13 protein-coding genes and 1 CRISPR repeat array are annotated in these 13,582 nt (G+C 42.4%); all 13 genes read left to right on the forward strand.

Features of this window, described 5'->3' with window-relative positions:
- Positions 1-158: 158 nt before the first annotated feature.
- Positions 159-1,064, forward strand: a complete 906-nt coding sequence (gene cas1 / locus J7Q78_RS01045; RefSeq protein WP_208422516.1) for a type II CRISPR-associated endonuclease Cas1 — start codon at positions 159-161, stop codon at positions 1,062-1,064.
- Positions 1,042-1,347 (forward strand): CRISPR-associated endonuclease Cas2, encoded by a 306-nt coding sequence (cas2, locus tag J7Q78_RS01050; RefSeq protein ID WP_235688025.1) that lies wholly within the window; start codon positions 1,042-1,044, stop codon positions 1,345-1,347. The genes cas1 and cas2 overlap by 23 nt, the downstream gene beginning before the upstream one ends.
- Positions 1,344-2,015, forward strand: coding sequence for a type II-A CRISPR-associated protein Csn2 (csn2, locus tag J7Q78_RS01055; RefSeq protein WP_208422515.1), 672 nt, complete (start codon positions 1,344-1,346; stop codon positions 2,013-2,015). The genes cas2 and csn2 overlap by 4 nt, the downstream gene beginning before the upstream one ends.
- 26 nt (positions 2,016-2,041) lie before the next feature.
- Positions 2,042-4,454: a CRISPR direct-repeat array (repeat unit 36 nt; unit sequence GTTTTAGAAGAGTATCAAATCAATGAGTAGTTCAAC).
- Between the two features lie 146 nt (positions 4,455-4,600).
- Positions 4,601-5,383, forward strand: a complete 783-nt coding sequence (sufC, locus tag J7Q78_RS01060; RefSeq protein WP_208422514.1) for a Fe-S cluster assembly ATPase SufC — start codon at positions 4,601-4,603, stop codon at positions 5,381-5,383.
- Between the two features lie 12 nt (positions 5,384-5,395).
- Positions 5,396-6,697, forward strand: coding sequence for a Fe-S cluster assembly protein SufD (gene sufD, locus J7Q78_RS01065; protein WP_208422513.1), 1,302 nt, complete (start codon positions 5,396-5,398; stop codon positions 6,695-6,697).
- Positions 6,678-7,916 (forward strand): cysteine desulfurase, encoded by a 1,239-nt coding sequence (locus tag J7Q78_RS01070; protein WP_208422512.1) that lies wholly within the window; start codon positions 6,678-6,680, stop codon positions 7,914-7,916. Before sufD ends, J7Q78_RS01070 begins: the two co-directional genes overlap by 20 nt.
- Complete coding sequence (sufU, locus tag J7Q78_RS01075; protein WP_208422511.1) at positions 7,903-8,394, forward strand: Fe-S cluster assembly sulfur transfer protein SufU; 492 nt, start codon at positions 7,903-7,905, stop codon at positions 8,392-8,394. Before J7Q78_RS01070 ends, sufU begins: the two co-directional genes overlap by 14 nt.
- Positions 8,391-9,794 carry a Fe-S cluster assembly protein SufB gene (gene sufB, locus J7Q78_RS01080; protein ID WP_328798342.1) on the forward strand — a complete coding sequence of 468 codons (1,404 nt, stop codon included), beginning with the start codon at positions 8,391-8,393 and terminating at the stop codon, positions 9,792-9,794. The genes sufU and sufB overlap by 4 nt, the downstream gene beginning before the upstream one ends.
- Before the next feature lie 405 nt (positions 9,795-10,199).
- Positions 10,200-10,664 (forward strand): 3-hydroxyacyl-ACP dehydratase FabZ, encoded by a 465-nt coding sequence (gene fabZ / locus J7Q78_RS01085; RefSeq protein WP_208422510.1) that lies wholly within the window; start codon positions 10,200-10,202, stop codon positions 10,662-10,664.
- The gene (locus J7Q78_RS01090) at positions 10,665-11,645 is read left to right on the forward strand and encodes a beta-ketoacyl-ACP synthase III (protein WP_208422509.1); all 981 of its coding nucleotides are present in this window, start codon (positions 10,665-10,667) and stop codon (positions 11,643-11,645) included.
- 21 nt (positions 11,646-11,666) lie between these two features.
- Entirely contained in the window at positions 11,667-11,906 is a 240-nt protein-coding gene (locus tag J7Q78_RS01095; protein WP_154241866.1) for an acyl carrier protein, read from the forward strand.
- A 4-nt stretch (positions 11,907-11,910) separates the two neighbouring features.
- Entirely contained in the window at positions 11,911-12,846 is a 936-nt protein-coding gene (locus tag J7Q78_RS01100; protein ID WP_208422508.1) for an ACP S-malonyltransferase, read from the forward strand.
- Positions 12,839-13,570 (forward strand): 3-oxoacyl-[acyl-carrier-protein] reductase, encoded by a 732-nt coding sequence (gene fabG / locus J7Q78_RS01105; RefSeq protein ID WP_154241868.1) that lies wholly within the window; start codon positions 12,839-12,841, stop codon positions 13,568-13,570. Before J7Q78_RS01100 ends, fabG begins: the two co-directional genes overlap by 8 nt.
- Positions 13,571-13,582: the final 12 nt, after the last annotated feature.

The raw sequence follows: 13,582 nt of genomic DNA on the forward strand, positions 1-13,582 counted from the left end.
CATAAGAGGCTCAGAATAGAAAACTTGGTCCAAAGACCTTGTTTGATTTTAACACAGAGTATCAAATCAATGAGTATTTCGATTGAGTGTATCAAGCTCAACAAAAGCATTATAGCATATCATTATTTTGAAAACAAGGATGTAGGGGGAATTTTTTTATGAGTTGGCGAACAGTTGTGATTTCACAACATGCAAAAGTTTCTTATTCAGGACGAAAAATTGTCGTCCAAACCAAAGATGCAACGCATCAAGTACCGATTGATGATATTCAGATTTTGTTAGTTGCGACAACGCAGGCGGTGCTAACCGCAACAGCGATTACTGAATTAAGTGAAGCTGGTGCTAAAATTATTTTTACGGGCAAAGATGGTAATCCAACTTGTGAGACAATTGCGGATTATCCAGGAAATCGTAGTCTTGCATCGATTCAACAACAAGTTGAATGGGAAACAGAGTTGAAAGAAAGGTTATGGCATGCGATTATTCAAGCCAAAATCGCGATGCAGATTCAATGTGCCCAACTGCTAGGAAAGGCTGTTGAACCGCTCATAACCGAAGCTGATGCCATGGTGTTTGCTGATCGAACAAATCGGGAAGCCGTTATTGCACGAAAATACTTTCAGTTAGTTTTTGATAAAGACTTCGTGCGAACGGATTACAGTCCCATTAATGCTGCCCTTAATTATGGTTATAGTTTGTTGCTATCAGCCGTTAACCGCGAAATTGTTTGTAATGGTTATTTAACACAATTCGGCATCCATCATCATAATAGTGGCAGCGATTTTAATTTAGGCTCTGATTTAATGGAACCCTTTCGACCAGTAATTGATTATTGGGTTGCACATCAGACCTTTAATGAATTAACGCCCGATATTAAATTCGGTTTAGTGGAATTATTGAATCTTGAATTAGAATACAACGGACAGACAACGATTCTGAGAAATGCGCTTACTAAACATGTGCAGAATTGTTTGAAATTTATGACAATGCCGAAAGAAACGTTTGAAGTAAAGGTGGTAATGACTCATGAGGTACCGAATAATGCGCTTATTAGTCATGTTTGATTTACCAGTCGAAACGAGCGCAGACCGTAAAGCGTATCGTCATTTTAGAAAAGCGTTACTCAATGAAGGTTTTTTAATGATTCAATACTCTGTTTATGTCCGAGTTTGTGTTAGCAAACAATCAGCACAGTTTATCGAAAATCGCATTGCTAGTTTTACACCGCCAGCTGGGTTGGTGCAGACATTGATGGTTACTGAGCAACAATATAATAAAATGCATTTCTTAGTGGGCGAATCGAGTGATGATGTCCGTAATTCTGCCGAAAGGACGTTAATTTTATGAACATTACTTTTTATCCATACCAATCTTTTAAAGTTCAGAATAAGACCATAACGGTTTGTAGTACAAGTCATCCAGAGGTGTATACCAAGCTGATTGCTGGGATGTCCGGGGTACAAGAGACCGTTCAATTTAGCAATGATCAATACGAACTAATGGATTATTCGAAAGCTGTCATTTGGGGTGGCGATGTGGCAGCAATTAATTTGAATCGTCTATTTCAGAATCGATTGATTAAAAAAATGGCCGCCGATTTAACGGATCAACATCGGCAAAAGTTAGCTCAACTAGATAGTGAAATTCGTTCGACAATTTTAGATGCCGCCTTTATGTATGAACTTACTCTTGATATTGACCAGCAATGGGATCTTCAAAGAATGATTAAGTTCTATAATTTACAATTTTCGACTGTCGTCCAACATGACCCATATGGTATAATTGAAAGTATAGTACAGACAGCAGTTGAGTTAAATGAAACAAAAATTATCACGTTGATCAACGTTTCGCACTATCTCAGTATCAACCAGTTTAATGAATTGGTGAGGTTGGTGGCGACATTGAATGTGAAACTCTTTCTCATCGAATTTTCAGAAGAGGCTAAATTTGAACAGTACCAGAAATGTTGTTATTATCACATCGATAATGATTATGTTGAATGGCGCTATGAATAGAATGAGATTCTGATGAAAAAACGACGGTTTTAGAAGAGTATCAAATCAATGAGTAGTTCAACTCTATCTCCGTTACGAACGGCTCAACCACAGTTTTAGAAGAGTATCAAATCAATGAGTAGTTCAACCAGTTACAACTAGCCCAAAAGGCCCCATACGTTTTAGAAGAGTATCAAATCAATGAGTAGTTCAACCGAGTATAGCGAAAAAATGAAGGCACTCTAGTTTTAGAAGAGTATCAAATCAATGAGTAGTTCAACGCAAGTGCAAGTCTTGCTGGCTGATTTGCAGTTTTAGAAGAGTATCAAATCAATGAGTAGTTCAACTTGAGTGACATTAGGAGCGATACGAACTGGGTTTTAGAAGAGTATCAAATCAATGAGTAGTTCAACTTTGAAATCTCGATGTCGGCTATACTTCATGTTTTAGAAGAGTATCAAATCAATGAGTAGTTCAACTTTCTGTTTCCGGCAAAATTCCTCTTTCAGGTTTTAGAAGAGTATCAAATCAATGAGTAGTTCAACGTTAATCTGTCTGCATAATCAATGTCGCCTGTTTTAGAAGAGTATCAAATCAATGAGTAGTTCAACTGTCAGTCACACCGCTATTTTTGTTAACTGGTTTTAGAAGAGTATCAAATCAATGAGTAGTTCAACTCTTACATTAAGAATTATACGTTAACGCGCGTTTTAGAAGAGTATCAAATCAATGAGTAGTTCAACTTCGATTGCTTGCATATTAATCACCTCACAGTTTTAGAAGAGTATCAAATCAATGAGTAGTTCAACCCACCTTCATCAATCCAATCATTAATTTTTGTTTTAGAAGAGTATCAAATCAATGAGTAGTTCAACACCCGCTGAAATTGATGAGATGATTGAATAGTTTTAGAAGAGTATCAAATCAATGAGTAGTTCAACTATCAAAAGTGGTTAAAGATTTCACGTTAGGTTTTAGAAGAGTATCAAATCAATGAGTAGTTCAACGATGGGAATTGAAAGCGAAACGGCGCGGTTGTTTTAGAAGAGTATCAAATCAATGAGTAGTTCAACCTCACATGGTTGATGCGTACAGAGATTTATGTTTTAGAAGAGTATCAAATCAATGAGTAGTTCAACTCATTTGTTGCATCAATCTTCATGCTATGGGTTTTAGAAGAGTATCAAATCAATGAGTAGTTCAACTTTTGCAAAAAAATCAAAACAAGAGTTGCAGTTTTAGAAGAGTATCAAATCAATGAGTAGTTCAACAAACAGGGCAATCCAGTTGAATTACGGCTAAGTTTTAGAAGAGTATCAAATCAATGAGTAGTTCAACTGTCTAAGCTGGATGTAATCAATGATGACAGTTTTAGAAGAGTATCAAATCAATGAGTAGTTCAACAATACGATTGATCTAACTCGCCGTGTTGATGTTTTAGAAGAGTATCAAATCAATGAGTAGTTCAACTTTTTAGATTATATTTATAGTCAAACGGGAGTTTTAGAAGAGTATCAAATCAATGAGTAGTTCAACGATTCATCTTTAAAAAATGTTGTAAATGTAGTTTTAGAAGAGTATCAAATCAATGAGTAGTTCAACTGTGTGATTGAATTGTACTTTGCCGTCACGGTTTTAGAAGAGTATCAAATCAATGAGTAGTTCAACGGGACGTAACGTTGTTGTTCGACAACTATAGTTTTAGAAGAGTATCAAATCAATGAGTAGTTCAACATCCCTGCTGACGCTAATCATGATTGGTTCGTTTTAGAAGAGTATCAAATCAATGAGTAGTTCAACCGGTCTCAACGAGAAGTTAGACGCTATCGAGTTTTAGAAGAGTATCAAATCAATGAGTAGTTCAACCTAAGAACTTAAGCCCAGAATTACAAATGTGTTTTAGAAGAGTATCAAATCAATGAGTAGTTCAACTTTCTCCTTTCCATTTGAGCTTTGGTTTTGGTTTTAGAAGAGTATCAAATCAATGAGTAGTTCAACTATGCGCCAATTGAAGAACAAAACTTTCTAGTTTTAGAAGAGTATCAAATCAATGAGTAGTTCAACTGAATGTAATTGATTAAATCTGAATCATAAGTTTTAGAAGAGTATCAAATCAATGAGTAGTTCAACGGGACGTAACGTTGTCGTTCGTCAACTATAGTTTTAGAAGAGTATCAAATCAATGAGTAGTTCAACAATTGTGCCCCCAGTGCTAGGACAATCATTGTTTTAGAAGAGTATCAAATCAATGAGTAGTTCAACTCTAGCACTGTTTGTTCTGCCTTGTGTTCGGTTTTAGAAGAGTATCAAATCAATGAGTAGTTCAACGCGCTAATCGCGGCAACGATTAACGCACAAGTTTTAGAAGAGTATCAAATCAATGAGTAGTTCAACATGCAAGTCGATATACGCATACTGGCATGAGTTTTAGAAGAGTATCAAATCAATGAGTAATTTTAATCGATTTTCCATGGAAATCGGTTTATAAAGATCACGGCAATCGCGTGGTCTTTTTTCGTGCATTCTAGCATTGAAAACAGTTCTCAATTAGCATAGAATTAAGAGCGTATAATAATTGCTAGAATGCGATTCTTGGAGGGTCATCTATGTCTAAATTAGAGATTATCGATTTGCACGTCGGCATCGACGGTAAGGAAATTTTAAAGGGCGTTAACCTGGAAATGAATACGGGTGAAATTCACGCGATCATGGGACCTAACGGGACTGGGAAGTCGACGCTTTCAGAAACGATTATGGGCAATCCCAAGTATGAAGTATTGCAAGGCCAGATCAAATTAGATGGTCAAAATATTTTAGAAATGCCAGTTGATGAACGCGCACGTGCTGGGTTATTTTTGGCGATGCAATATCCGGCTGAAATTCAAGGGGTAACAAACGCAGAATTCATGCGCGCTGCCATCAATGCACGTCGCGCTGAAGATGATCAGATCTCAGTGATGGCTTTCTTGAAAAAATTAGATCAACGGATGGCATTTTTGGACATGACAGAAGAAATGTCAGAACGCTACTTAAACGAAGGCTTTTCTGGTGGGGAAAAGAAACGCAATGAAATCCTTCAATTGATGATGATTGAACCTAAATTCGCCATCTTAGATGAAATTGATTCCGGACTCGACATTGATGCATTGCAGGTTGTTTCTAAAGGAGTTAACGAAATGCGCGGAGCTAATTTTGGCGCATTAATCATCACGCACTATCAACGGCTCTTAAACTACATTGTGCCAGATTACGTGCACATCATGATGGGCGGTAAAATTGTCACGACTGGTGACGCTTCATTGGCGCAACGTTTAGAAAACGAAGGTTATGTCGGTATTCGTGATGAACTAGGTTTGGATATCAAATTGACTGACGACGAAAGCAAATAGGGGGCGATTCTGATGAAGAAAACATTAGCCATCACGCCTGAACAAATTGCGTCATTCTCACAAATTCATCAAGAGCCAGCGTGGTTTGCTGAAATGCGCCAAGCAGCGTTTGCTCAGATTGATCAACTTGAACTCCCTATTTTTGAAAAAATTAACTATAAACATTGGCCGGTGATGGCAGCGAGTGCCCCAACAGCCATCAAATCTGATTCAAGTTTGATGCCAGACGCGGCGGCCAACCTGGGCGCTGATCAACCCTATGTAGTACAGATTGGGCAGACAACTGTCAAGTTGAATTTACCGGCAGAATTGGTAGACCAAGGGGTGATTTTGACCGATATTTTTACCGCGTTACAAGAACATCCTGACTTGGTACAACAATATTACATGCAAGTCACGGTTAAACCAGATGAAGACCGCTTAACGGCATTTCACACGGCTTTGATGAACAGTGGGCTTTTCTTGTATGTGCCTAAAAATGTAGTGATTAAGCAACCGATTACGGCTTATTATGTGCAAGATAGTACACAACCGGCAGACTTTATTCACCACGTGCTGGTGGTCGCAGATCAAAACAGTGAATTTAGCTATCTCGAAAATCTCCAAACAGCCGGTGATCATAAGAATTTAGCAAACGTTGTTGTAGAAGTCATCGCCAAAGATAACAGTCACGTTCATTTTTCCGCGGTTGATGCTTTCGGGAAATCGGTGACGACTTATTTGAATCGGCGGGGCCATTTGATGCGCGATGCCCGAATTGATTGGGCATTAGGCGCAATGAATGATGGCAATATCATTGGTGACTTTGATTCCGACTTAGTTGGCACCGGATCGCATGCTGAAACCAAGGTCGTCGCTATCTCCACCGGTAAGCAGGTTCAAGGGATTGATACGCGCGTGACGAATATCGGACCGCGGTCAATTGGCCACATCTTGCAACATGGCGTGATTTTAGAAGATGCGACGTTAACGTTTAACGGCATTGGGCATATTTTAAAAGGGGCCAAGGGGGCTGATGCCCAACAAGAAAATCGCGTGTTAATGTTATCGCGGACAGCGCGTGGCGATGCGAACCCCCTCTTATTAATCGATGAAAATGACGTGCAAGCGGGTCATGCTGCTAGTGTTGGGCGGGTTGATGAACAACAAATGTATTATTTAATGAGTCGTGGTCTTTCAAAAGAAGTTGCCCAACGGCTTGTGATTCGCGGCTTCTTAGGGGCTGTTTTGAGTGAAATTCCGGATAAAAATGTGCGTCAACAATTAACGGACACAATTGAAAGGAAGTTAATCGATGGTCAATCAGTTAAATGATTATCGGCGTGACTTTCCGATTTTGAAGCAAATTGTTAACGATGAACCACTCGTTTATTTGGATAATGCAGCGACTACTCAGAAACCACAAGCGGTAATTGATCAGCTGGTCACTTATTATCAAAAAGATAATGCGAATGTGCATCGTGGCGTGCATACCTTAGCTGAGCGGGCAACCGCCCAATATGAAGCAGCACGTACGAAGGTACAGAAATTCATCCATGCTGCGGAAAGTGCCGAAGTGATTTTCACAAAAGGGACGACGCAAAGTTTGAACTGGGTGGCTGGTAGTTTTGGGCCGACCGTGGTTGAAGCGGGCGATGAAATTGTGATTAGTGTGATGGAACACCACAGTAATCTCGTGCCGTGGCAGCAACTGGCACAGCAAACGGGTGCTCAGTTGCGCTACATTGATTTATTACCAGATGGCCAGCTTGATTTAGATTCGGCGCGGCAGGTGATTGGCCCTAAAACAAAAATAGTTAGTTTGGCACATGCGTCTAACGTGCTCGGGGTCATCAATCCGATTAAAACGATTGCGGCTTTAGTACATGCCCAAGGCGGCTACATGGTAGTCGATGGCGCCCAAGCTGTGCCGCACATGAGCGTTGATGTGCAAGCACTTGATGCGGATTTTTACGCTTTTTCAGGGCATAAAATGCTCGGGCCAACCGGGATTGGCGTGCTCTATGGCAAGCAAGCATTTCTCGAAAAGATGCCACCAGTTGAATACGGGGGCGAGATGATTGACTTTGTGGGTTTACAAGTTGCTACGTTCAAAGAATTACCGTGGCGCCTAGAAGGTGGGACACCCAATATTGCGGGCGCAATTGGTTTAGGGGCCGCCGTTGATTATTTGGACCAAATTGGGATGGCGAACATCCAAGCCCATGAACAAGCGCTAGTCACAATGGCTTTACCGAAACTACAGGCAATCGACGGCCTGACGATTTATGGCCCACAAACTGCCGCGCAACGAACGGGTGTGATTGCTTTTAATCTCGACAACTTACATCCGCATGATTTAGCGACCGCTCTTGATATGCAAGGAGTCGCCGTGCGTGCTGGGCATCATTGCGCCCAACCATTGATGCAGTGGTTGAACGTTGCTGCAACAGCGCGTGCTAGTTTTTACCTTTACAATACTGAAGCGGACGTCGAAACGTTCGTGACCGCCATTCAAGCAGCAAAGGAGTTTTTCCAAGATGGCACTTTCTAAATTAGATAACTTATATCGGCAGGTTATTCTTGACCATTCGCAGCATCCGCACCACCATGGGCATTTGAAAACGGCTGATTATGAAATTGAATTACGTAACCCAACTTGTGGCGATGTGTTGCAACTGGAACTGGTACTCGAAGACGACCAAATTAGCCAAATTGCTTTTTCAGGGGAAGGTTGTACGATTAGCCAGGCCTCTGCTAGCATGATGACCGATGCCGTGATGCATAAAACACCGGCGCAAGCCGAAGCAATGATCGAACGCTTTTCAGACATGATGATTGGCGATCGTGATGAAGACTGGTCATTGTTAGAAGATGCCGCCATTTTACAAGGCGTTCAACAATTTCCCGCCCGAATTAAATGCGCGACTTTGGCTTGGAAGGCGCTCCACAAAGCTTTAAAGAGTGATGACCAACGCGCGACAACCGGTCAAATTATGAACCATGCAGAAACGGAGGAAACTAACGAATGACAGAAGAGACAACGATGCCTCAATTTGAAGAATACGACTACGGTTTTAGCGATGATGTGCAGCCCGTCTTTTCAACTGGGCGCGGTTTAACGGAAGACGTTGTGCGCGCCATTTCGCGTGAGAAAAAAGAACCCCAATGGATGTTAGATTTCCGCTTAAAATCGTTTCACGCTTATGAAAAGATGCCGATGCCTGATTTCGGACCAGATTTATCCGACCTTGATTTAGAGCATATGTTGTATTATCAAAAGGCCACGGACAAACAATATCGTGATTGGGAAGACGTGCCCGATAAAATCAAAGAAACTTTTGACCGCTTGGGGGTTCCAGAAGCCGAACGCAAGTATTTAGCGGGATCTAGTGCGCAATATGAATCAGAAGTGGTTTATCACAATATGCGTGAAGAATTCGAAAAACTCGGCATTATTTTTACTGACATGGATACCGGCTTGCGCGAATATCCTGAAATTGTGCAAGAATATTTCAGTACGCTCGTGAAGCCAACCGATAATAAATTCTCAGCGCTTAATTCCGCTGTTTGGTCGGGTGGAACGTTCATCTACGTGCCAAAAGGCGTGCGGACGGACATCCCGATTCAATCGTATTTCCGAATTAACGCCGAAAATTCCGGCCAATTCGAACGGACATTAATCATTGTTGATGAAGGTGCCAGCGTGAATTACGTTGAAGGCTGCACGGCACCTAATTATTCAAGTGATAGCTTGCATGCGGCGGTCGTTGAAGTCTTCGTGAAACGGGACGGCTATTGCCGCTATACGACGATCCAAAACTGGTCGAAAAATGTTTATAGCTTGGAAACCAAACGGGCCCAAGCGATGGAAAATGCGACAATGGAATGGGTCGATGGTAATCTAGGTTCGAAGATGACCATGAAATACCCAAGTGTCTATCTCGATGGAGAAGGTGCCCGCGGAACAATGCTCTCAATTGCCGTGGCCGGAGAAGGGGTTGATCAAGACAGTGGTGCCCGCATGATTCATGCCGCACCGAATACGTCTTCGTCAATCGTTTCAAAATCGATTGCTAAAGATGGTGGGGCCGTTGATTATCGTGGGACTGTTCGCTTTGAACGCGACAGTGATGGCTCTTTTGCCCATGTGGAATGCGACACGATTATTATGGATGATCGCTCTAGCTCCGATACGATTCCGTACAACACAATTTTAAACGGCAACGTTTCAATGGAACATGAAGCCAAAGTCTCTAAAATTTCAGAAGAACAACTCTACTACCTGATGAGCCGTGGCATTTCGGAAGCCAAAGCAACCGAAATGATTATCATGGGCTTCGTCGAACCATTCACCAAGGAACTCCCAATGGAATACGCGGTGGAATTAAATCGATTGATTAGCTATGAAATGGAAGGCTCCGTCGGATAATCAAAAAGCTGTCATCCTAGTTTAAAGATAGGATGACAGCTTTTTTTAATGGATGTTAATTTAGTGCTCCTTGTTTTGGTTTAAGTAAAATTACATATCGTAAAAGTTAGCGCTAACAAAAAGTGTTTTATGTAACTTTTTATTAAATGATACACGGCAAGTGTGTCGTTAAAATTATTGAACCCCCCTAATCATTTTGGTTATTACGAATGGTTGGGGGCTTTTTTTATTTAATGTTTCTAAATACCGTATAAAAACAGGCATTACACCGCATTTTATGCATCTTATTTGAGAAATTCCCGTAAATATAAAATTGACTTCTAAAAAAGGCTGTGTTATGGTTCATGAATAGAAAAAACGATACGCCGTATTGTATTTTTCTAAAAAAATAAATAAGGAGGCATTATGACACGCTTAAATACAACTGAGATTATGGCATTAATTCCAAACCGGTATCCGATTATTTACATCGACACCGTCGAGTCCTTAGTTCCAGGTCAAGAAGTGGTGGCGTTAAAAAACGTCACGATTAATGAGCAGTTCATGCGTGGCTATCGACCTGATGCGCCACAAATGCCGAATACGTTGATGATTGAAGCACTTGCGCAGACGGCATCAATATTGATTCTAAAATCCCCAGAGTTTTTTGGTAAAACAGCTTACTTGGGTGCGGTTAAAAATGTCGTGTTCCATCGCATTATTTTACCAGGGGATCAAATTAAATTTACTGTGACGCTTACAAAGAAAAAAGAAAATATGGGGGTTGTCCAAACCCACGCAACCGTTAATGACCAAGTGGTGTGTGAAGCTGAGTTGACCTTCGTAGTTGCGCCGCGGAATGCACGGCTCAAAAGTCAGCAGGCGACGTAGATGGCTTATCGCATAATGACCACCGCTAGCGCCGTCCCGCATAAAATTGTGACCAACGATGATTTAGCAAAGATTCTTGAGACGTCAAATGACTGGATCGAAAGTCGGACTGGGATTATCGAACGGCACATAGCGGTTGACGAGAATACGTCTGATTTGTGTTATCGCGTCGCTGAAAAATTATTAGCGCAAGCCAACGTTGCTCCAGAACAAATTAAGGCGATCATTATCGCCACGATGACACCGGATTATTACACGCCAGCAACTGCGGCAATTGTCCAAGGAAAATTAGGGGCAACTCACGCATTTGCATTTGATATTAGCGCTGCTTGTTCTGGGTTCACGTATGCCTTATCAGTGGCCCGGGGCTATATCCAATTGCCCACCGATTATGTTTTAGTAATTGGTGGTGAGGTAACTTCAAAAGTCTTGGACTGGTCCGATCGTAGTTCCGCTGTTTTATTCGGTGACGGCGCTGCGGGGGTGCTGCTTCAAGGGACACCAGAAAAAGCAGATGGTTGGTACGGAGAACAACTATTGACAATTGGTCGCCAGAGCGAGCAGCTAACATCAGGCTATACACCGGTCACACAAGCCAACTTTGGTCAGGTCGGCCAAACACATATTCAAAGCACCTTTTTCCAAATGGCGGGCCAAGCGATTTATCAATTTTCGACACGGCAAGTTCCGCGGGCGATCGAAGCGGCCGTTTTGGCAGCGGGATTATCGTTGGATCAGGTGGATCATTTCTTGGTTCATCAAGCCAATGCGCGGTTAATTACGAAGATGGCCAGCCAGCTGAACCAACCATTAACCAAATTTCCCATGAATTTACAGCACTATGGCAACACTTCTGCCGCCAGCATCCCGCTGTTATTGGCAGAACAAGTTGCAAGCGGGAAGATTAAACGTGGTGACTGTTGTGTCCTATGTGGCTTTGGCGGTGGGTTAACCATCGGGATTCAAATTATCCAATATTAAAAAAATAAGGGGTTTTAAACCATGACAAAAGCAGAAATCTTAAAAAAAGTACAAGCTGTAATCGCAGAACAATTAGACGTAGAAGAAAAGCAAGTGGTACCAACAGCCAATATTCGTGAAGATTTAGATGCCGATAGTTTAGATATTTTTGAAGTAATGAACCAACTGGAAGATGATTTAGAAGTGAAGCTCGATCCAGATGAATCAATTGTGACCGTTCAAAATGTCGTTGATTACATCGATCAAACCATGGCGAAGTAAGCTGATGACTAAAATCGGGCTCTTGATGAATGGCCAAGGCACTGAAGAAGTCGGCATGGGCAATGACTTATATCAAAATTATCCGCAGTACCGCGCGGTGATTGATCAAGCCAGTGCCTGTGCGCAGTTGGATTTACCAGCCATCATGAATGATGCAACGCTCTTGGGGCAAACGCGCTATGCACAACCGGCGCTGGTCGCAATGAATGTCGGCATTAATGCGTTATTAATGGCGGCCGATATTGCGGTAGCCGGAGCGATTGGGTTGAGCTTAGGCGAATACGCCGCGTTAATCACGAGCGGGCAGCTTTCGTTAGCAGACGGGATGCCTTTAGTCGTTGAGCGGGGGGCGTTGATGCAAGCAGCGATTGGTGATCAAGCACATGCGATGGCCGCCATTTTAAAACCAGACATCGCTCAAGTAAAAGCAGCCTGCGCCACCCTTCAGGCGCAAGGACAGCAAGTGGCAATTGCTAATTATAATTCCCCGCAACAAATTGTGGTGGGTGGGACCGAAGCTGGTGTGGCTGCGCTACTGACAGCCCTCCCTGAAATGCGGGCGCTACGTTTGCCGGTCAAGGGTGCGTTTCATACCGTGCTTTTTGAACAAGCAGCGCTTAATTTTCAACCAGCCCTCGATTCAGTCAACTTTGAAGTTGGCGATTATCCGGTAATTAGTAATACGACTGCAAAGCCATTTACACCGGATTCAATTCGCACAACATTGGTTGAACAGATAGCGCACCCAACGCATTTTGAAACTGGACTACGCCAACTGGCAGATAACGGCGTGACGACCTTCATCGAAGTTGGTCCAGGTAAGACACTCAGTAAGTTTGCCCGCCAAACTGTACCAGATTTAGCACGTTTTAATATTAGTAATGCAGCTCAATTTGAAGCAGTGATTGCTAGTTTGAAGGGAGAATCAGTCAATGACTAATGATCAAAAAGTCGCCGTGATTACAGGGGGCAGTCGCGGAATTGGCCGGGCAATTGCGTTACGGTTTGCCCAAGCCGGCTACCAACTAGTCCTTAATGCTCGCTCTGCATTGAGTACCGAGTTAATGGCAGCCATTGAAGACTACGACGTGCAGTATGCGTTTGTAAAAGGCGATATTACTCACCCAGAAACGGCGCCCCAAATTGTGTCGACAACGTTTGAGCGGTTCGGTCGATTAGATGTCCTCGTCAATAACGCAGGCATCACTAACGATAAATTGGTGATGGCGATGGCCGTCGCGGATTTTGAAACCGTAATTGATGTCAATTTAGTTGGGACTTTTCGTGTGACACAAGTGGCCTTTAAGAAAATGTTACGGCAACGCAGTGGTTGTATCATCAACTTATCGAGTGTGATTGGCCAACACGGCAATATCGGTCAAGCCAACTATGCCGCTAGTAAAGCCGGCGTGATTGGTCTAACGCAGTCACTTGCCAAAGAAGGGGCGTTGCGCGGCGTACGGTGTAACGCGATTGCTCCCGGGATGATTACAACCGAAATGACGGCCGCACTAAAGCCGAGTATGCAAGAAGCCATTCAAGCACAGATTCCACTACAACGTTTTGGGACACCGGAAGAAGTGGCCGATGCCGCTTTATTTTTAGCAGAAAACACCTATGTGACGGGGCAAGTTTTGACCGTCGATGGTGGAATGACGATATAAGTGAGGTTTGAA

Source organism: Latilactobacillus fragifolii (assembly GCF_905332535.1).
In the GTDB taxonomy this organism is placed as follows: domain Bacteria; phylum Bacillota; class Bacilli; order Lactobacillales; family Lactobacillaceae; genus Latilactobacillus; species Latilactobacillus fragifolii.